Below are 17,671 nucleotides of genomic sequence, written 5' to 3'. Positions count from 1 at the left end.
CACCGCCGCATGCTACCCGTCTTGGTCATTCCTCGGGACCGCTCCGCGACGTGTCGAGGTCGATGTCCTCGCCAGCGTTGCCGCCGCCAGCACCCGATCCGCTGCCGTGGACCTCACCCGTTTTGTTGTCGATGTAGGCACGCTTGCCGGCTTCCGGCGGGATATCGCGACCGTCGGCGGCTTCGTCCGCACCGGCGTTGTGGGCACCATCACGGTTCTGAAGATGGCGCTCAGCCGCATGATCCGCGCTGTCGTATTCGTCGCCGGAGTAACCGCTGCCCTTGCCGAAACCGTCCGCGGTTCGATCGGCGTTGTCGGACTTGATGCTGACGTTGTCGACAGGCTCGGGTGTGTTGCGCTCGGTCATCAAGATCTCCTTTGGTCCGGCCCGTCCAACGCACAAGCGGACATGCCGGGCGCGGATCCGTTAGCCAGCCAACAACCACTTCTTAGCTTCCGAAGGCTCGCCGCTGAAATACCCAACGTCTCGGCGTTCTGCGGCCCGCTCGACCTGCATTCGCGCGAGCGTCTTGCTCGTGACGATCGCGATGCGCTTGGACTTGGTTGCGTGGTTGTTCAGGACCCGTTGGAAGCCCTCTATCGCCGCTTGGGACTGGATCAGCATCTCACGTATGTCGACCAGGGTGACGTGTTCGTTCGGGCCGCACCGCAACTCACGATGAGCAACGTCACGCGCCTGTTCGAACGCGTCGATGTCAGGTTGGGCGAAGAACCCTCCCATGGTGATGGTTACCAAGTCGAGCTTGGGGTCGGCGACGATCTCGAAGCGGGGAGTCATGCCCTCCCTCTAGATTTGGCAGCTTACAAAAGCGTTGCGATCGGTTGTGCTGCAGCATCTTTGCCTGTGGATAATTCAGTAAATTGCGAGGGTTGAGATGATAGGTCGGGAAAACGCCGGACACTCAGCAAGCGGCTGGTGCATCCTGCGAACGTCGGGACCGGGCACGCTCCGCCTCGTGGCCTCGCTGCAAGACGCAGGGTTCGCCATCTGGACGCCGACTGAGCACGTCCGCCGCCGGGTGCCGAGGTGCAAGTCGACCGAGCACCGGATCGTCCCCCTCGCGCCGACCTACGCCTTCGTGCGGGGCATCCATCTGGACGACTTGAAGCGGATCGAGCGCCTTGACGTGTCGCCTCACCCGCGGTTCTCCATTTTCCGTTACTACGGCGAGACGGTGTTCGTCCGGCATCGCGAACTGAACGCGCTTCGGGCACGTCAGCAGGACAGCTACCGCAGCGCGCTGCCAGCGAGTGGCCGTGCCCCGGGCAAGCCGCGAGGGCAGGCGTTCGAGTCCGGGGACACGGTGAAGATCACCAAGGGCGCATTCACCGGGTTCGAGGCTTACGTCGAACTTAGCGACGGACTGACGACAACGCTGTCAGTCTCATTGTTCGGGCGGGCGCAGGAGATCAAGGTGGAGACTTTACACCTGCGGTCTCAACTCGTATCAGACGTCGCATCCGCTGCATAAGCAGCCCGCGACGAGCGTGACCGGCTGGCGACTTCGCCTTACTGCCCTCGTCCCCAACGCAGAGGCCCGAACAGGGCGCTCGGGCGATTGTCCCACGGTATGGAAAGGTCGACCGGGCCCGCCTGTTCCACATATATGGAGCATCGCTAAAGGTACGGCTCACACGCTATACCGTCCCCGTCGCCATCGATACCCTCGCGGTAGCCGGGTGAACCACGGTAGATTGGCGCGACACCAGCCGCCCGCGCTTCGTCGCAACCGGGGTAGTAGACCGATCGCTCAACTTGCTGGACATTCTCAGCAGGTGCTGTGTTTGCGAACCAAGCTGACTGCACCCTAGGGGCCGCCATCCAACTGATCGTGCCGATGCTGGCCATGCCGAGTATGATCTGGGCGACGAACATCGCATTGCCCTGTCGGCCACGGTTTCGACGTGCCGCGTAGCGCTGCTGTTCGCGCCGATACGCCCGATAGTCTGTCATGTCCGGACTATCGCAACAATTGTGTTGATGATCAGATAATGGGGGTATCATGGCCGCACCGCCTTTGCGGCTCACCACTGCCGACTATGTCGAGGCCATCGGCATGCGCGTGCTGCGTATCGCCGAGGACATGGCCTTCGGGTCGCGTCACCAGGGGCGCGGCGAACGTCTGATCGAACAGGCTGAGCAAGCAGCAATCGACCTGCGGGCCGCCGTGCGAGGTCGCTGACCTCACCGAGTATTCAAACCGTGAGGGCTAAACCTCCGATCTGCCTCGGTTTCCGCGCACGATTGTTGCGCGACCACGCACGATCACGAAAGGGCCGGGATGGCCCCTTTGGGTCCTTCCGGGCATCCCGGGTAATACGGGGGGCAAAGGCGTGAACGATCCCCAGCTACGAGTTTCCAAAGGGGTCCGCACCTGAAATGTCCGCACCCTCCGACACCGTCAGCATTCGCGAGTTCGCCCGCCTCGATGGGTGCAGCGATAAGCTAGTCCGGAGGGCAATAAGTGAAGGAAAACTGCGGGTTTCAGCCGATGGCAAGCTCGATCGAGCGCTTGCTGGAACCGGTTGGCGGCGGACCAATCGGCGGGCCGCGGCGGGTGCGGACAATGGTGCGGACACCGCGAAAATGTCCGCACCTACTGTCCGCACTTCCAAGCGGCCCGCAAAAGTGTCCGCACCCGCGGACCATGCACCTGATCCGCTCCGTCTCGACGACGAGGACTTCATCGCCGAGGTGCTCGCCGGCCGGTTCGCGCTCACCGGCGAAGCCGAGCGGGTAAAGGAAAACGGTCTCGCTGCTCGCAGCCTCCTGGCCGCCCGCCGTGAAGCTGGCGACGTCGTGGATCTCGAAGTTGCCGAGACCCTCTTGTTCAACATGGCGCGGTCGCTGCGTGATGCCTGGCTCAACTGGCCGTCGCGCGTCTCGCCGCTGATCGCCGCCTCCTTAGGGATCGCTGTCGAGCCGCTGCTGGAGGCGCTGAACGAGCATGTCCAGCAGCACCTCGCCTCCCTCGGCGAGCCGGAAGCCGACTTCGCAAACGCAGAGTAAGGACGAACGGCTAGAACGATCGTGGCGACGAGGGCTTACCCCGCCGCCACGCATCAGTGTCCCCGAGTGGGCCGATCGCTTCCGCAAGCTGGCCCCAGAGGCGGGCTCGACGTCAGGCGATTGGTCGACCCGGACCGTAGAGATTGCGCGCGGGCCAATGCTCGCGGTGACCGAGCTCGGTGTCGAGACGATCACCGGCATGGTCTGCACGCAGTTGATGAAGACCGCGCTCATCGAGAACGCGGTCGGCTTCTTCGTTCACCTCGACCCTGCGCCCATGCTCATCGTGCAGCCCAAGGAGGCGGCTGCCGAGCAGTTCTCGAAGGAGCGCATCACCCCGCTCATTCGTGCCACACCTGTCCTCCGCAAGCTGATCGGTACGAAGAAGACCCGGTCGGCCGAAGAGACGCTGCTCTACAAGGCGTTCCCCGGAGGCTTCCTTGCCCTCGCCGGCGCCGGCAGTCCCGACAACCTGGCACGCCGCCCGGTCAAGCGAGTGTTCTGCGACGAGACTGACAAGTATCCGATCACCAGAGAAGGTGACCCGATCGGTCTCGCTGATGAGCGCATGGCAACGTACGTGGGCTCGCTGTCGGTTCGGGTTTGCTCGCCGACGATCGAGGGCGAGAGCCTGATCGAGAGCAGCTACCTCGAGGGGGATCAGCGGCAGGCCTCGGTAGAATGTCCGGAATGCGGCCACCGCAATTTCCTCGACTTCTTCAAGCACATCAACTGGGACAAGGATTACGACGATGACGGCAACGTCACCGCTCATTATCCTCGAACGGCGCAGGTGCTTTGCGAAGCATGCGGGTGTGGCTGGAACGAAGGCCAGCGCCTAACCGCGCTGGGCACGATCCGGTGGCACCAGACCAAGCGCTTCCGCTGCTGCGGGAAGCATGTTGACCCGTTGTCGGCGTACGCCGCAGCATGGAAGGCGGATCCTGATTCTGACGCGGTCGCGCTGACGTGGGACTGGTGGGAGGGGCCGCGGCACGCCGTTTACCGGGCGCGCTGTCCGGACTGCGGCACCTGGCCGGTCTCGAACGAGCACGCGAGCTTCACGGCCGGCAAGGTGTTTAGCCCCTGGCCGAACGACGCGCCTCCGAAGATCGCGGCGAAGTGGCTGGCGAGCAAGAACGATCCCGACAAGCGGGTGAAGTTCGACAACACGCAGCTGGGCAAGCCGCACAAGCGGTCATCGTCGAAGGAGGTTGTCGCCGAACTGCTCGCCGCTCGCGCGGAGATCTGGCCGGCCGAAGTACCCGACGGTGTCGGCCTCATCACTGTTGGCGGCGACACGCAGGATGATCGCGTAGAACTCGAGTTCGTGGGCTGGGGCACCAATGAGGAAAGCTGGTCTCTCCTTTATGTGATCGTCGAGGGTGACACGTCGAAGAAGTCGACGTGGGATGAGGTTGACCGCCAGTTGCGGCGCACCTTCAAGCGCGCGGATGGTCGCGAGTTCGCGATCGAAGCGACGTGCATAGATTCTGGCGGTCACCGGGCAAAAGAAGTCTACGAGTTCTCGAAGGCCCGTCTCGGGCGCAAGGTCTGGGCCACAAAAGGGGCATCGGACCGCAATGGCAAAAGGTCGCCGCTCTGGCCGACCACGCGCCCGAGCAACCGCACAAGAACAGTGTTCAAGCCGATCATCATTGGCGTCAATTCGGCCAAAGATACGCTCCGCGCACGGCTATCATTTGCCGATCCCGGCCCTGGTTACATGCACTTCAGCAGCAAGCGCGAACTCTCTTGGTACGAGCAGCTTACCGCCGAACGCCTCATTCCCAAGGTCATCAGCGGGCGAGTGTTCACGATTTGGGACTGCCCAAAAGGCAAAGCCAACGAAGCTACAGACTGCCGCGTCAATGCCATGGCGGCTCTGGCTGGCCTGATCCAGCTAGGCATGAAGTTGAACATGGTTGTTGCGGCAGTCGCACCGGTGCCCGAAGCGCCTCGCCCGCTGCCGACGGCACCTACGGCGAGCCTAGAACCGGCTCAGGCCGCTGCAAAACGCGGAAAATCGATGAAGTTCGCCGAACGGGCAGGCCCAAAGGGCAGCTGGATAAACAGGAGGCGTTGATGAGCGACCCTTACATGGTCACCGCCGCAGAAAACGCCGTGGTCGTGAAGCTTGCTGACGCATGGAATGCATTTCTCATGCTGCCGGTTGAGCACAGCGACGATCAGCGCGAATTTCGACATGCGATCCATTCCGCGCAGGACAAGGTTTTGTCCCGCGCCGGTCGCCGGCAGGTGAACGGTTGATGGCATGGACTCAAACCGACCTGGACAGTCTTCGTGCCGCTGCTGCGTCGGGGATCCGAAAGGTCTCCTTCGCGGATGGTCGAAGCACTGAGTACCAGAACGCTGACATGATCCTTGCGGCCATCAAAGTGGTCGAGGCTGATCTGGCGGGCGTCGCCAACGGCAGGCAAAGCCGTCGTCGGGCGACTATCTTGCGGGTGGGATGTCGTCGATGAACTGGATTGACCGGACCATCGGCTACGTCTCCCCTGTTCGCGGCCTCCAGAGGCAGCAGGCGCGGAAGGTGTTGGATAAGGTGTCGCCAACGCGGTCCACCAGGCGCGCGGGCACCCGTTCAGACCGCGACTTCGGGATCAATACCGGCAATCCCAATGATGCGCGCCCAAAACGGTATGTGAACCGCGCAACTATCCTGAAACTCGTCGCCGAGAACCCATTCGCGCGCAAGGCCATGAACGCCCTACTGAACAGCGTCATTGGCTGGGGAATCAAGGGCGTTCCTGCCGGTTCGAAGGCGTTGAAAACGTCCTGGGCCGAATGGATTAAGGCGTGCGACTTCTATGGTCGCCTTGATCTCTATGGTCTTCAGGAAATGTGGGCGCGATCAATGTTCCGCGATGGTGACACGTTCATCGTGAAGCGCTTCATCGCCGGTGCGAGCGGCATTCCGCTCCGACTGCAGTCGTTCGACAAGGGCATGCTTGCCGTGTCGAAAATCGGCGCAGGTATTGAACGCGGCATCGAATATGATGGGGACGGGAAGGTCGTCGCCTACCACTTCTATCGCACCCGACCCGGTCAGCGCTGGTGGACCGGGGAGACCGTTCGCTTCCCGGCCGATGAGGTCATCCACCTCTTCCACGCCGAGTATTTCGGTCAGTCCGAAGGCGCCAGCATCTTCGATAGCGTCGTGAAGCGCCTCGGCGATGTCGACGAGGGAATCGAGGCGGAGGTCGTGAAGGCCAACATCGCTGCGTGTCTGGTCGGCTTCCGCTATCGCAAGCCGAACGCGAATGCCGACGAAGACGATACGATCGGGATGCCAGTCGAAGGGGACTCAGACCGGCCGCCTGTCGAGGAACTGGTCCCCGGCATGGTTGAAACGCTCGATCCGGGCGAGGAAATCGTCTTCTCCAACCCGCCACGGAGCGGCGGTATCAGCGAACTGGCGCGCATCGCGCTGCTCGCCTCGGCGGCCGGCATTGGCACGACGTACGAGCAGATGACGGGCGACCTCTCGAACGTGAATTTCTCCAGCTACAAGGCTGGACGTTTGGAGTTCAATCGTCAGGTCGGTCGCATCCAGTACCTCACCTTTATTCCGATCGGTCTCGACCGGATCTGGGCGTGGTTCATGCAGACTGGGATCGAATTTGGACGGTTCCCGAACAAGTCGGTCACAATTACGTGGACGCCCCCACCCATTGAATCGATCGATCGCCTTGGCGACGCCGAGGCGGACGAACTCGAAATGTCGCTTGGGCTTGAGAGCCGGCCGAACTTGCTCGCTGGTCGGGGCTACGACGAAGACGAGATATTCGAGCAGATCCGCAAAAGCCGCGAGAAGGCAAAGGCGGCAGGGCTGACGTTTGTAGGCGACGTGCCCGAGGGCGCGGCCGCGGGCGATGAATCGGCCCGAGCCGACCGCGTCTTGGCAACCCGCCTGCTTCGGATGATCGGCCGCCTGCAAGAGCGCGGCACTGCGTAACCAACAGGAGTTTCTATGACGAAGCCAAACCCGGCGCCGCGGATCTCCGCGGACGCCTCGCCCCCCGCTGTTCCCGCCGGTCCCGGCGGGCTGCCCCCACTGAAGCGCAAGCGTGCAGCGCTTGTCGGGCTCGCCGCGGCCAGCTTCGTTGCGGGAATGATGACGCGTGATGCGCCGGGCCGGCAGCCCGACGGTTCGGAGCGGCAACAGCCTCAGGTAGGCGGTCGGGGGACGCGCAATCTGGCCGTGACCCCGGAAAGCTATGATGCAGGCGCCCGAACGGTGCAGGCTATCCTCTCGGCCGGTTCGGCAGTCCGTCGGTATTACTTTACCGAAGAACTGGAGATCTCGGCAGAGGCGATCGATCTCGGACGCGTCGAGCGCGGCATTTGCCCATTGCTCGATACCCATAACCAGTTCGAATTAAACGCCGTCCTCGGCCGCATCACCGACGTGGGCATCGAGAACGGCGTGCTGATCGGCACCCTGAATTTTTCCGATACCGACGCCGGGCGCGCAGTAGAAGCCCGCGTTGCCGCCGGCGAGCTCCGCGCGATCAGCATCGGTTACCATGTCAGCCGGTGGCAGATCACCGCCACCGACGAAAATGATCACGAGACCTGGCGCGCAGTCGCCTGGGAATTGCTGGAAGCCAGCCTCGTACCTGTTCCCGCCGATCCGAACGCCGTGGTTCGGTCAAATACTGGGACCCCCGCCCACGGATCACAGAATGAGGAAGACGATATGTACCGCAACCAGCCGGGCGGCGGTGTCGCCCACCCGAACGCCAATCGTGGCGCGGCGGCGCCCGCAGCCGACACGACCGTGGTCGTCGAGCCGAACGGCGCGACCCGCACCGAACCGCATACCCCCGCCGGCACGGCTGCAGCCGATGCCCAGCGCGGCCCTGCTATCGCAGCGTCGCGCATCCTCGAGCTTTGCGGCCGCACCGAGGAACTCGGCAGCACCTTCGCCGGCGAGCTTATCCGCGACAGCGAAGCCGGCACGCTGACCGAAGCGGGTATGCAGGAGCGGATCAGCGATCGTCTGATCGCAGCCCGTGCGCGGCCCTCGATCGATGCCCGCGCGGCATCGCACGGGACGGATGACGACAGCTACCGCTTCGCCCTGTCCGATGCGGTGTCGCTGCGGGCCAATCCGAGCGACCCTTTGGACGACGACCCCGCGCGTCCCGCTGCCCAGCGCATCGCCGCGGCACGTGATTTCCGAGGGATGACCCTCATGGAAATGGCGCGCTCACATCTCGACCGCACTGGGGTTTCCCCCCGCGGCATGGGTCGGCTTGAAATCGCCGGTGCTGCGCTCGGCATGCGCTACGGCGCGATGACGACGAGCGACTTCGCCAATGCTTTGTCGTTCGCGACGAACCGTCGGGTCCGCGCCGCATTCGAAGCCGCGCCGCAGACCTTCCGCCCGTTCATCTCGACCGGCACCTTGCCGGACTTCAAGCCGACCCAGATCGTCGGTCTGGGCGATGCGCCGGCCATGCTGCTCGTCCCCGAGATGGGCGAGTTCAAGCGCGGTGCGGTCACCGACACCGGCCTGACCTATCGCTTGCAGACCTATGGTCGTGTCATCGCGCTCAGCCGGCAGGCAATCGTCAATGACGATAAGGACCTCTTCGGGCGTATCCCGACGATGTTCGGCCGCAAGGCTGCGGATCTCGAATCCGATCTGGTCTACGGGATTCTGCTCAGCAACCCGAACATGGGCGATGGCAACCCGCTGTTCAGCACCGCGCTGGGCAACCTCGCCGCGACCGGTTCGGCGATCACGGTCGCGTCGGTTTCTGCTGGCGAAACGGCGATGCTCCAGCAGAAGAACGACGAAGGCGGCTACATCACCATCCGCCCCGAGTTCCTCATCGTCGGGCCGCTCCAGAAGGTCGCCGCTCAGGCGTTCCTGACCGCGGTGACGGCGCAGCAGACCAGCAACGTGAACCCGTACCCGGGCAACCTGCAGTTGATCGTCGATCCGCGCATCACCGGCTACCAGTGGTTCCTGTCGGCTTCGCCGGACGCCTTCGACACGATCGTGTTGGCGCATCTCGACGGTCAGGAAGAGCTCTTCACGGAAACCCGTGTTGGGTTCGACGTCGACGGCGTCGAGAACAAGGCGCGCCTCGATGTAGGCGCGGCTGCGATCGATCGGCGCGGCTTCTACCGCAACCCCGGCGCGGCCCCGGCCTGATCGACTTGACGAGCCGCGATCGTCGCGGCTCGTCACCCTGATACCGCCAGCGAACGGCTGGCAGGAGACCCACAATGAAAACGATCGTTTTGCTGGGCGCCACCGTCATCGCCGGTGCCGTTCGATACCCTTCCGAGGGACCTATCCCGGTCCGTGACGATGCCGAAGCGGATCGTCTCGTCGAAATGAAGCTTGCCGAGCATGCCGATGAGGCAACCGACGGCGATGGCCTTGACGACATCAAGGTCGAAGACCTGAAGAAGCTCGCCACGGAGGAAAAGGTCGACCTCGGCGACGCCAAGAACAAGCCCGACATCATCAAGGCAATCCGCGCCCATCGCGCGGCGCCCGCGGCGTAAGGAGCCCCTGACATGAAGAACTTCATCCAGCCGGGTATCAACCTGGACTGCATCGCCCCCTATGTCCTCGCAAGCGGCGCGGGCTTCCAAGACGGCGCCGAGTTCGCAGTTGCCTCGACCGATGCGGCAAACGGCGCACCGGTCATCGGCGTCACCAGCGGCGTGTTCACCCTGCCCAAGGCGGCTGTGGCAATCACTCGCAAGACGGTCGCGTACTGGGACAACGCAGCCAAGGTCGTCACGAACGTCGCCGGCAGCAATCTCAAGGTCGGCATTTTCCAGGCCGGCGCCCTCTCAGGCGACGCCTCGGTCGCCGTCAAGCTGGTCGCTGCCATCTAACACCGGGGGGCCCTCCCCTCTACCCGGTGCACCTGGGCGGCGTGGCTGTGTCGCGCCGCCCCCTTTGCTGGAGATCAGCGATGAAGAAGATCTATCTGGTCGGCGCAGCGCCGGTCGACGGCAAATTGCGCTATCCTTCCGAGGGCGTCATCGAAACGTCGCCGCGGCAGGCCGACGACCTCATCAAAGCCGGACTTGCGCGCGCCGATGACCTCGACACCCTGAAGGTAGACGAGCTTCGTGTGGTCGCGCAGGCGGAAGCCGTCTCGGTCGGCCCGGCTGCACTGAAAGACGACCTGATCGTGGCGATCCGCGCGCGACGGCAGAACAAGGCCTGATCATGGACCCGTTCGCCCTGGCGCTGGACGCCCTGTTCAGCGCGCCAGGGTCGAAAGAGGTTACCTATTACTCGAAAGATGGCCCTGGGCGGGCCGGAGTCCGCGTAATTCTCGGCCAGCCGGACAAGGCTATCGGCTTCGGCGAGCAGCAGATCATCGAGGGCACCAACGTCTTCGAAATACGGGTCAGCGACGTCACGATGCCCGCCAAGGGCGACATCGTCGTGATTGGCGATGCCACGTACAAGCTGCTCGGCGAGCCCATGCTCGATGTCGAGGGGCTGACCTGGACGATTGGCGGAAGCTCGGTCGCGTGAGAATCAACGTCGGCGACTTCGACATGAAGTCCCTCATGGATGGTATCGAAGGCGATCTCGCGGAAGCCGCGTCGCTGGCGATGCGCGACACGACCTATAAGGCCCTGCTGGAACTGCGGGAGCAGGTCACCAGCGCCGGAATGGGTCAGCGCCTCGCCAATACCTGGCGCGATCGGGTCTTTCCCGAGAAGCGGCGCAGCATGACTCCGTCGGGCTATATCTGGTCGAACGCTCCCGACATCATCGACGCCTTTTCGCGCGGCGCGCAGATCGTGCCGCTCGCCGGGCGCCGCTTTCTCGCTATCCCGACCAAAAACGTCCCCAGCGCGCGGGGGCGGCGCGGCTCCAGCAGCAAGATGACGCCAGCGCAGGTCGAGAACGCATTCAACCAGGACCTCTTTTTCAAGCGTGGTCGATCCGGCCGCGTGCTCGCCTTCATCAACGCCGTCGGCGCGCGCAATGGCCGCGGGTTCCGTGTCGCTACCAAGGGTCGGCGTGCGCAAGGCCGTGATCCGAAGCCCGTGCTGATGTTCGTCATGGTGCCGAGCGTCCGCCTGCCGCGGGTGCTCGATCTGGACGTCGTGGCGCAGCGCTGGGCCGCCAACTTCGAATCTCGTTTCACCGAGCGTCTGGGGGCGAAATGAGCAAGAAGCTCGAAATCCTCAAGAAGCTGAAGCTGCTCACGGCCGTCGCGATTCCGCTCGCCGAGGTCGTCGGCCTGGACGGCGAAGAGGCGGCGCCGGCGCGTGTGCCCGCAAACGGTCGCATCATCATTCGCACCGGCGATCCCGGCGAGCCCGAGATTGACCTGAGCCCCCTCGCCTACAACTGGTCGCATCGTATTCCGATCGAGTTCGTCGCGGTCGAGACGGCTACGCTGACCAGCGAGGAAGCTCTCGACAACATGCTCGTACGGTTCGGCGCGGCTATCGCGGCCGATCGTCACCTTGGCGGGCTGTGCGACTGGCTCGGCATCGCCGCGCCCGGCAGCGAAGACATCTACACCGACGGCGCCGAGCCGCCCCGCGGGGCCGAGCTCGTGCTCACCGCCAACTACGTCACCGATTCCGAATTGTCCTGAAGGAGAAGCCGAATGGCCGTCGCCCCTACCCGCGCCCGCGGCTCTAACGCCAAGGTCGTCGCAGCATTCGAAGACACGCCCGGCGTCGTGCCGGCAAACAGTGCCGCATGGTTCAATGTGCCGCTCGTCAGCCATTCGCTCGGCGAAGAGCGCCCGCTGATCGAAAGCGACCTGCTCGGCATGGGCCGTGAGATGCAGGACCCGACCCCCGATGTTGCTACCAATGACGGCGACATCGTCGTGCCGGTCGACGTCCGCAACTTCGGCCGCTGGCTGCGTCTGTTCTTCGGCGACCCAACGGTCTCCGGCGCTTCCGGCGCATTCACCCACGTCTTCAAATCGGGCGCGGTCGTGCTGCCGTCGATGTCGATCGAGGTCGGCGCCCCCGAGGTGCCCGCGTTCTCGGTCAACCGCGGCGCGCGCGGCAACCAGCTGCGCATCTCGCAGTCGCGCTCAGGCCTGCTCAATGCGACCTGCAGCCTGATCTGCATCGGCGAGACCACGCCGGTTGCCGCGACGGTCGGTGCCGCGGTGCCGGCGACGCTCGCCACGACGCGCTTCCCGCAGGCGGTCGGCTTCGTGCGCAAGGACGGGCAGTTGCTGGGCAGCGTCGTCGGTGCCGACTTCACCTATTCGAACAACCTGGAGAAGGTCGAGACGATCCAGCCCGACGGCCGCATCGAGGACAGCGACCCCGGCATGGCGCAGATGTCCGGGTCGGTGAACGTCCGCTTCAAGGACCGCGTGCTGCTCGATGCCGCGACCTCGCAGCCCCCCACGCCGATGGAGCTGGCCTTCGGCTGGAACTTCGGCGCGTTCAGCCTGATCTTCCTGGTTGGCCGCGTATTCATGCCTCAGGCGAAGAAGCCGGTGACCGGGCCGAATGGCATCATGCAGGCCTTCAACTGGCAGTCGTCGAAAGCGGCATCGGGCAACTCGGTCGTGGTCACGCTGATCAACGACGTCCCTTCGTACACCGCCTGATGCTCGTCGTCCGCAAGCCGAAGGGGGAAGAGTGGACCCCCGTTATGGGTGCCGAGGTGCTCTTCGCCCCGATCGACCGGCCCATGCTGATGCGCGCCCGGCGCGCGGCGCGAGCAGTGTCCGTCGCCGAGGCGGATGATGACGGGACATCGGCAATCGACATGCTCGAGGAAATGGGCGACGCCATGAGCCGGGCGCTGATCACCGAGGGCACGCAGGGGTGGCGCAACGTCGCTTCGCAGCGGTTCGGCGACGACGGAGAGCCTGTTCTTACGCCTGCTGGCGACCCGGTTTTTGATTTGCTGCCGTTCACCCCTGAGAACCTTGCGATCGTCCTTTCGGACCCGGTCACGTTCGAAGCGTTCGATGTCGCGTACGTTGTGCCGTTCGTCACGGCCGAGCGGGAACGGGAAGAGCCGGGAAACGCCTTCGCCGCCTCTCAGAATGGCACTGGGGCGGCGGCGACGCAGGACAGCGATACTGCCAGCAAGCCTGCACCGCGGAAACGGGGCGGCGCTGCAACGAATGCCCGTACATCGTCGAGGAGCCGCAAACCGAGGCCGAAGAAGGTGTCTGGCGGGTCCTGACCGCCTGCGATCGGCAGCTGCGCTCCGGCATGATGGGCGCGCCGATTGGGCTCGATTTCGGTGCGATCATGACCATGGGCTCGCACCTCAAGGCTGACCTGACCCTGCTCGCCAACGTGATGCCGGCAATCGAGCCGATCATCATCGACAACCTGTCCGGCCAAGAGCCCGACGATTTCACCGAATAGGAGGTCCGATGCCACGTCAGATCGCTATTCGTCTTGGGACTGAGGGTAAGGCGCAGGTCGTCGCCGATCTCGATGCCATCGGCACGACCGGTGACGCCGCATTCAATCGCCTGGCAAAGTCGGCCATGAAGGCAGGGCGCGATGCGGATACCGCAATGGAATTCGCCAACAAGCAGGCATCGAAACTGGCGGCGCTGCTACCCGGCCTGAACCCGACCAAGCTGGATATGGCGGCAGGGGTTCGCGACAATATCGGCAAGAGCGCCGAATCGTCGGCTGCAATTTTCGAGGCTGCCTATGCCAAGATGGAGGCGCGCGCGATCGCGCTGCGTGTCGCCATCGATCCCGTCTACGGTGCGCAGCAGCGTTTCGATCGGGAGATGGTCGAAGCACGGACGCTGATCAGTGCCGGCGCGATCTCGCTCGACGATTACGTCGCGAAGCTTCGGCAAGAGCAGGCAGCCCTCGACGCGGTCTCGGTCAAGCACGGCCTCGTCACGGGCAAGACCGGCCAGCAGCGCCAGTCCTACATGATGCTCGGGCAGCAGATGCAGGACTTTAGCGTTCAGGTGGCAAACGGCGGCAGCATCGCTACCGCGTTCTCGCAGCAGATCGGGCAAGCAGCCTTTGCCGTCCAAGGAATGGGCGGGAAGCTCGCGGCCGTCGGCACCTTCCTGACGAGCGGGTGGGGCATCGCCGCGACGGTCGCTCTGACGCTGTTCGCGCCGCTGGTCGCCAAGATCCTGGAGGGCGGAAACGCGCTCGAGAAGGAGACGAAGGAGCTCAAGGACAATGCCGAGAAGGCAGGTGTTGCCTCGCGCGCCAAAGAGGCGTTCTCGAAAACTGAGGTAGCGGCGCGGGCTGATATCGCCGCGCTCACCGAGGAATTGAACAAGCAGAACGCGTCGCTCCGGACGAATGCCGAGCAGCTGAACATCCGCGCGAAGCAGAGCCTTCAGACCCTCACCGCCTCGCGGGCCACGCTAACCCAAGAATTGGAGGTAGCGCGCGCCGCTCGCACCGCGGCAATGCGGTCCGGTTCGCAAGGGTCGGAGGTTAACGTCGGCACCGCGTCGGCCCGGATCGCGGAGCTTGAGGCACGGCTCAAGGTGCTCAACAAGTCGATCACCGAGGGTGAGGTCGACGTTCAGCGCACCCGCGTGGGCCTGGCTGCCGAGGCGGCGAAGCGGATGGCTGACCCGATCGCGCAGATCAATCGGAAGTATGACGAGCAGGGTCGCGCGGCGCAGGCGGCTGCGGATAAGTCAGCCAAGGGCCACAATGTCGTAACCTCGGCTTTGACGCGGCAACTCGGTCAAATTGAGATCAACCGTGCTGCTGCGGTGAAAGCTGAGCATGATAAGCAAAGTGCACTTCAGCGGACCGCTAAGGTCGACAAGGAAACGGTCACCGCTGCTCAGGTCGCCAGACTCCTGCGGTCGGAACTGCCTGGCGTTCAGGTCACCAGCACAACCGGCGGGCAGCACGTCAAGAACAGCTATCACTACCGGAATCAGGCCGTCGATTTCGTGCCTAAGGGCGGCATGTCGTCGATGTCGAAGGACGATGTGCGCAAGATATTTACCGCGCGTGGCATCGATGTCGTCGAGTTGCTCGGGCCAGGCGACAAGGGGCATAGCGATCACTTCCACGTCGCATGGACTAAGGGAAAGCTCGCCCTTGACGATTTCAACGATGCCGCGAAGCGTACCAAGGACGCCCAGCGCGAACTCGACAAGGCGAACAAGGAGCTGGATAGCGATCTCGAAGACGTCGTTAATCGGTTCGATCCGGCTCGCCAAGGCGCCGACCAATACGCGGCGTCGCTCGCTAAAATCGCGGTGTTGCGCGGCAAAGGCAAAATTACCGCGGATCAGTCCGCTGAGTACATCTTCGCCGCTATGCGTGAGGATCAGGCGCGGGAAGACGCAGCCCGCGCGATAACGATCAAAAATCTGTTCGGCGACGTTGGGGATCCAATCGGCGACGCGATCGCACGGAACGATGCTGATGCCGAGGTCAAGCGCGCAGCTTTCGATGCCGAGCAAGAGCGTCGGCAGCGGGTTCAGACGAACGGCATTCGAACGATTGCCGACCTTTACAGCACGGCGATGTCAGGGGGGACACGGTCCCTGTTCCAAAGCTTCAAGGCTATGGGCATCAACGCTATCACAGAGCTCGCTGCCAAATGGACGATGAGCCAAATTGGCAAACTGGCTGGCTCTGGCGGCTTCATCGGGTCGCTCGCCACGTTGATATCTGGCGGGAAAGCCGCGGCGCCCACTACGTCTGTGCCGAAACTTGCTTCCGGCACCGAGTATTGGTCGGGCGGCGAAGCACTTCTTGGCGAGCACGGACCGGAAAAGGCGTGGCTGCCCAAGGGAACACGCGTGACGCCGGCAGGAGCAACGCGCCGCATGGCTGACGATCAGCCGCGCGGCGGTGTTACGCATAACTACTTCAACGGCAACCTGCTGACGCCCGAATTCTGGCAACAAATCCAGGCAGGTGACGCGAATGCAGCGATGCAGGGCGCAGCGGGAGGCGCGGCGATGGGGCAGGCTGATGCACAGGCCGCGGGCATGAAGCGTCTGGGGAGGTTCCGTTGAGCGTCCTCATTCCCTGGACGCGGATCGCCGATCTGACGATCCGGCCACGCCTGTTTTCCGGAAACCAGGAAGGCGTCCTCGGCGGTGCCGATCTGCAGATCCCGAGGATGGGCGATCGCTTCGTCGTGGACGTATCGACCTCACAATTGCGCCAGGACGCCGAGAGCCGCCAACTCGTCGCTGCACTTATGGAGGCGACCACCGCTGATGCCAGGATTTCACTGCGCCTGCCCAATACGCCGACGCTGATCCGCGGCAACGGCGTCGTCGATGGGGCCGGGCAAACTGGCTCGCTGCTTCGCGTCAGCGGCATGATCCCCAATGCGGCTCTTCACTGGGGCGTGTTCTTCAGCATCGTGCATGCTGGCGTTCACTACGTGCACATGATCAGGTCTCAGGTGCTGGTGGATGCCTCAGGCCGCGCTGCTGTGCCGATCTGGCCCATGCTGCGCTTCATCACGATCGATGACGAGCCGTGCCACTTCGAGGATCCTATGATCGAGGGGCAACTTGTCGGGTTCGACAAGGGCGCTGGTTTCGAGCGCAACCGCACCAAGCCCCTCGCCTTCAGCATCCAGGAGCGGAAATGACGTTTCGTCTGACCCCCCAGATGTCGGCGGCCTTGCGCGCCGGGCAGTCGCCTCTCGCGCCGCTCGTCGAAGTGGTGCTCCCGGCCTATACCATGCGTCACCTGGTCGGCGCTGGCGAAGTGGCTTGGGGCACCAAGGTCTTCACTGGCCTGGACCCGAAGTTCGGCGCGCTGGTCGCCGCAAGCACCCTGAAGGACGGGATCGGCGACGAGGCGCCCGACTGGTTGCTGACCTTCGTCCCGCCCAGCGCGATCGCCGCGTCCGAACTCACGTCCGCGACTGCGCAGGGCGGCCTCGTCAACGGCTGGCTGGCGGTGATCGATCGTGCGACGGGTTTGCCGTTGCCCGAGCCTATCCAGCTGTTCGCTGGAGAACTGGACGTGCCGCGGCTGCGCGTCGGCAAAGGTACGCGGTCGGTCGAATGGCGCTGCACTTCCGCGCTCGAGCCCTTCCATGATCAGGAAATCGGCGCCCGCCTTTCTGATGCTTGGCATCAGCTGGTCGCACCCGGGGAATTGGGCCTGTCCAATATGACCGGCATCGAACGCACCAGCTACTGGGGCGTTGAGAAGCCACCGTCCGCGGTCAGCGTCATCAGCGGCACGACGCGCGCGTCCTTCCTAGGAGCGATGGGGCTATGATCGAGATGATCCGGCGTCAGCAGGCGGCACAAGCGGCCGTTGATCGCTTCAAGGGGCAGCCGTGGGAGCTTGGCAAGAACGATTGCGTCCGGATGGCCGCCTTCGTTCTACGCAAGATGGGGCACCGGCCCCAACTCGGCAAAGCCGGCTCGTACAAAACGGGGGCGGGGTCATTGCTGGCGCTGAAGCGTGCCGGGTACAGCACGCTCTCCAGCGCGCTCGACGATCTGGGACTTGAGCGCATTGCCCCCGCAGCCGCACGCGTTGCCGATATCGTCATGATCCCCGGCGAAGCTCCGTTGGACGGCGCGCTGACGATCGCCGTCGGCAACGGGCGCGTGCTGGGTTATCATCAGGATCTCGAAGGCGCGGATATCCTGCAGCCGGTCGAGTACCTTGCGGCCTGGCGGCTCTAGC

General features: G+C 64.0%; 24 protein-coding genes. 21 read left to right on the top strand and 3 right to left on the bottom strand.

The features are described 5' to 3' along the window. Positions 1 to 25 precede the first annotated feature (25 nt). Positions 26 to 367, bottom strand: a complete 342-nt coding sequence (locus tag VH567_RS15660; RefSeq protein ID WP_423327176.1) for a hypothetical protein — start codon at positions 365 to 367, stop codon at positions 26 to 28. A gap of 60 nt (positions 368 to 427) precedes the next feature. Continuing rightward, entirely contained in the window at positions 428 to 799 is a 372-nt protein-coding gene (locus VH567_RS15655; protein WP_423327175.1) for an STAS/SEC14 domain-containing protein, read from the bottom strand. 178 nt (positions 800 to 977) lie between these two features. Between VH567_RS15655 and nusG the strand changes: the two genes are divergently transcribed. Continuing rightward, positions 978 to 1,493 carry a transcription termination/antitermination protein NusG gene (gene nusG, locus VH567_RS15650; RefSeq protein ID WP_423327174.1) on the top strand — a complete coding sequence of 172 codons (516 nt, stop codon included), beginning with the start codon at positions 978 to 980 and terminating at the stop codon, positions 1,491 to 1,493. Positions 1,494 to 1,639: 146 nt separating this feature from the next. Here nusG and VH567_RS15645 read toward each other — a convergent pair whose 3' ends face one another. After that, positions 1,640 to 1,975 carry an excalibur calcium-binding domain-containing protein gene (locus VH567_RS15645; protein WP_423327173.1) on the bottom strand — a complete coding sequence of 112 codons (336 nt, stop codon included), beginning with the start codon at positions 1,973 to 1,975 and terminating at the stop codon, positions 1,640 to 1,642. 49 nt (positions 1,976 to 2,024) lie between these two features. Here VH567_RS15645 and VH567_RS15640 point away from each other — a divergent pair, with 49 nt between their 5' ends. The 20 genes from VH567_RS15640 to VH567_RS15545 all read left to right on the top strand — a co-directional run bounded on the left by VH567_RS15640 (position 2,025) and on the right by VH567_RS15545 (position 17,670). Then, positions 2,025 to 2,204, top strand: coding sequence for a hypothetical protein (locus tag VH567_RS15640; protein WP_423327172.1), 180 nt, complete (start codon positions 2,025 to 2,027; stop codon positions 2,202 to 2,204). Between the two features lie 197 nt (positions 2,205 to 2,401). Beyond that, positions 2,402 to 3,031: a hypothetical protein gene (locus VH567_RS15635; protein WP_423327171.1), complete on the top strand. Its 630-nt coding sequence runs from the start codon at positions 2,402 to 2,404 to the stop codon at positions 3,029 to 3,031. A gap of 52 nt (positions 3,032 to 3,083) precedes the next feature. After that, positions 3,084 to 5,117 carry a phage terminase large subunit family protein gene (locus tag VH567_RS15630; RefSeq protein WP_423327250.1) on the top strand — a complete coding sequence of 678 codons (2,034 nt, stop codon included), beginning with the start codon at positions 3,084 to 3,086 and terminating at the stop codon, positions 5,115 to 5,117. Beyond that, entirely contained in the window at positions 5,117 to 5,302 is a 186-nt protein-coding gene (locus tag VH567_RS15625) for a hypothetical protein (protein WP_423327170.1), read from the top strand. Before VH567_RS15630 ends, VH567_RS15625 begins: the two co-directional genes overlap by 1 nt. Continuing rightward, on the top strand, positions 5,302 to 5,517 hold the full coding sequence (locus VH567_RS15620; protein ID WP_423327169.1) for a phage head-tail joining protein: 216 nt from the start codon (positions 5,302 to 5,304) through the stop codon (positions 5,515 to 5,517). The genes VH567_RS15625 and VH567_RS15620 overlap by 1 nt, the downstream gene beginning before the upstream one ends. Continuing rightward, positions 5,514 to 7,010, top strand: coding sequence for a phage portal protein (locus VH567_RS15615; protein WP_423327168.1), 1,497 nt, complete (start codon positions 5,514 to 5,516; stop codon positions 7,008 to 7,010). Before VH567_RS15620 ends, VH567_RS15615 begins: the two co-directional genes overlap by 4 nt. Before the next feature lie 15 nt (positions 7,011 to 7,025). Next, positions 7,026 to 9,221 carry a prohead protease/major capsid protein fusion protein gene (locus VH567_RS15610; RefSeq protein WP_423327167.1) on the top strand — a complete coding sequence of 732 codons (2,196 nt, stop codon included), beginning with the start codon at positions 7,026 to 7,028 and terminating at the stop codon, positions 9,219 to 9,221. Positions 9,222 to 9,295: 74 nt separating this feature from the next. After that, complete coding sequence (locus VH567_RS15605) at positions 9,296 to 9,580, top strand: hypothetical protein (RefSeq protein WP_423327166.1); 285 nt, start codon at positions 9,296 to 9,298, stop codon at positions 9,578 to 9,580. Between the two features lie 12 nt (positions 9,581 to 9,592). Further along, complete coding sequence (locus VH567_RS15600) at positions 9,593 to 9,919, top strand: DUF2190 family protein (RefSeq protein ID WP_423327165.1); 327 nt, start codon at positions 9,593 to 9,595, stop codon at positions 9,917 to 9,919. 80 nt (positions 9,920 to 9,999) lie between these two features. Continuing rightward, positions 10,000 to 10,257 (top strand): hypothetical protein, encoded by a 258-nt coding sequence (locus VH567_RS15595; protein ID WP_423327164.1) that lies wholly within the window; start codon positions 10,000 to 10,002, stop codon positions 10,255 to 10,257. A 2-nt stretch (positions 10,258 to 10,259) separates the two neighbouring features. Beyond that, complete coding sequence (locus VH567_RS15590; protein WP_423327163.1) at positions 10,260 to 10,574, top strand: head-tail joining protein; 315 nt, start codon at positions 10,260 to 10,262, stop codon at positions 10,572 to 10,574. Positions 10,575 to 10,597: 23 nt separating this feature from the next. Then, a complete protein-coding gene (locus VH567_RS15585) occupies positions 10,598 to 11,218 on the top strand; it encodes a DUF6441 family protein (protein ID WP_423327249.1) in 621 nt (206 codons plus the stop codon). Then, positions 11,215 to 11,655, top strand: coding sequence for a hypothetical protein (locus VH567_RS15580; RefSeq protein ID WP_423327162.1), 441 nt, complete (start codon positions 11,215 to 11,217; stop codon positions 11,653 to 11,655). The genes VH567_RS15585 and VH567_RS15580 overlap by 4 nt, the downstream gene beginning before the upstream one ends. A gap of 12 nt (positions 11,656 to 11,667) precedes the next feature. Beyond that, positions 11,668 to 12,639 (top strand): phage tail tube protein, encoded by a 972-nt coding sequence (locus VH567_RS15575; RefSeq protein ID WP_423327161.1) that lies wholly within the window; start codon positions 11,668 to 11,670, stop codon positions 12,637 to 12,639. Further along, positions 12,639 to 13,226, top strand: coding sequence for a hypothetical protein (locus VH567_RS15570; RefSeq protein ID WP_423327160.1), 588 nt, complete (start codon positions 12,639 to 12,641; stop codon positions 13,224 to 13,226). Before VH567_RS15575 ends, VH567_RS15570 begins: the two co-directional genes overlap by 1 nt. Positions 13,227 to 13,258: 32 nt before the next feature. Continuing rightward, positions 13,259 to 13,414 (top strand): DUF7697 family protein, encoded by a 156-nt coding sequence (locus VH567_RS15565; protein WP_423327159.1) that lies wholly within the window; start codon positions 13,259 to 13,261, stop codon positions 13,412 to 13,414. Positions 13,415 to 13,422: 8 nt separating this feature from the next. Continuing rightward, positions 13,423 to 16,023 carry a hypothetical protein gene (locus VH567_RS15560; RefSeq protein ID WP_423327158.1) on the top strand — a complete coding sequence of 867 codons (2,601 nt, stop codon included), beginning with the start codon at positions 13,423 to 13,425 and terminating at the stop codon, positions 16,021 to 16,023. Beyond that, positions 16,020 to 16,613, top strand: coding sequence for a hypothetical protein (locus VH567_RS15555; protein WP_423327157.1), 594 nt, complete (start codon positions 16,020 to 16,022; stop codon positions 16,611 to 16,613). The genes VH567_RS15560 and VH567_RS15555 overlap by 4 nt, the downstream gene beginning before the upstream one ends. After that, positions 16,610 to 17,254 (top strand): hypothetical protein, encoded by a 645-nt coding sequence (locus VH567_RS15550; protein ID WP_423327156.1) that lies wholly within the window; start codon positions 16,610 to 16,612, stop codon positions 17,252 to 17,254. The genes VH567_RS15555 and VH567_RS15550 overlap by 4 nt, the downstream gene beginning before the upstream one ends. Further along, positions 17,251 to 17,670: a DUF6950 family protein gene (locus tag VH567_RS15545; protein ID WP_423327155.1), complete on the top strand. Its 420-nt coding sequence runs from the start codon at positions 17,251 to 17,253 to the stop codon at positions 17,668 to 17,670. The genes VH567_RS15550 and VH567_RS15545 overlap by 4 nt, the downstream gene beginning before the upstream one ends. Position 17,671: the final 1 nt, after the last annotated feature.

It is taken from the genome of Sphingomonas sp. 4RDLI-65 (assembly GCF_049472435.1).
GTDB lineage: Bacteria > Pseudomonadota > Alphaproteobacteria > Sphingomonadales > Sphingomonadaceae > Sphingomonas.
The sequence above is the reverse complement of the archived record's forward strand: the minus strand, read 5'-3'. Positions and strand labels throughout refer to the sequence as shown.

Bases quoted from the DNA above. Each gene is read 5' to 3' on its own strand.
- VH567_RS15645 (WP_423327173.1), bottom strand. From the start codon at position 1,975: ATGACAGACTATCGGGCGTATCGGCGCGAACAGCAGCGCTACGCGGCA.
- VH567_RS15545 (WP_423327155.1), top strand. From the start codon at position 17,251: ATGATCGAGATGATCCGGCGTCAGCAGGCGGCACAAGCGGCCGTTGAT.
- VH567_RS15655 (WP_423327175.1), bottom strand. From the start codon at position 799: ATGACTCCCCGCTTCGAGATCGTCGCCGACCCCAAGCTCGACTTGGTA.
- VH567_RS15620 (WP_423327169.1), top strand. From the start codon at position 5,302: ATGGCATGGACTCAAACCGACCTGGACAGTCTTCGTGCCGCTGCTGCG.
- VH567_RS15635 (WP_423327171.1), top strand. From the start codon at position 2,402: ATGTCCGCACCCTCCGACACCGTCAGCATTCGCGAGTTCGCCCGCCTC.
- VH567_RS15595 (WP_423327164.1), top strand. From the start codon at position 10,000: ATGAAGAAGATCTATCTGGTCGGCGCAGCGCCGGTCGACGGCAAATTG.
- VH567_RS15575 (WP_423327161.1), top strand. From the start codon at position 11,668: ATGGCCGTCGCCCCTACCCGCGCCCGCGGCTCTAACGCCAAGGTCGTC.
- VH567_RS15570 (WP_423327160.1), top strand. From the start codon at position 12,639: ATGCTCGTCGTCCGCAAGCCGAAGGGGGAAGAGTGGACCCCCGTTATG.
- VH567_RS15590 (WP_423327163.1), top strand. From the start codon at position 10,260: ATGGACCCGTTCGCCCTGGCGCTGGACGCCCTGTTCAGCGCGCCAGGG.
- VH567_RS15640 (WP_423327172.1), top strand. From the start codon at position 2,025: ATGGCCGCACCGCCTTTGCGGCTCACCACTGCCGACTATGTCGAGGCC.
- VH567_RS15550 (WP_423327156.1), top strand. From the start codon at position 16,610: ATGACGTTTCGTCTGACCCCCCAGATGTCGGCGGCCTTGCGCGCCGGG.
- VH567_RS15585 (WP_423327249.1), top strand. From the start codon at position 10,598: ATGAAGTCCCTCATGGATGGTATCGAAGGCGATCTCGCGGAAGCCGCG.
- VH567_RS15580 (WP_423327162.1), top strand. From the start codon at position 11,215: ATGAGCAAGAAGCTCGAAATCCTCAAGAAGCTGAAGCTGCTCACGGCC.
- VH567_RS15660 (WP_423327176.1), bottom strand. From the start codon at position 367: ATGACCGAGCGCAACACACCCGAGCCTGTCGACAACGTCAGCATCAAG.
- VH567_RS15610 (WP_423327167.1), top strand. From the start codon at position 7,026: ATGACGAAGCCAAACCCGGCGCCGCGGATCTCCGCGGACGCCTCGCCC.
- VH567_RS15625 (WP_423327170.1), top strand. From the start codon at position 5,117: ATGAGCGACCCTTACATGGTCACCGCCGCAGAAAACGCCGTGGTCGTG.
- VH567_RS15560 (WP_423327158.1), top strand. From the start codon at position 13,423: ATGCCACGTCAGATCGCTATTCGTCTTGGGACTGAGGGTAAGGCGCAG.
- VH567_RS15565 (WP_423327159.1), top strand. From the start codon at position 13,259: ATGGGCGCGCCGATTGGGCTCGATTTCGGTGCGATCATGACCATGGGC.
- VH567_RS15615 (WP_423327168.1), top strand. From the start codon at position 5,514: ATGAACTGGATTGACCGGACCATCGGCTACGTCTCCCCTGTTCGCGGC.
- VH567_RS15605 (WP_423327166.1), top strand. From the start codon at position 9,296: ATGAAAACGATCGTTTTGCTGGGCGCCACCGTCATCGCCGGTGCCGTT.
- VH567_RS15600 (WP_423327165.1), top strand. From the start codon at position 9,593: ATGAAGAACTTCATCCAGCCGGGTATCAACCTGGACTGCATCGCCCCC.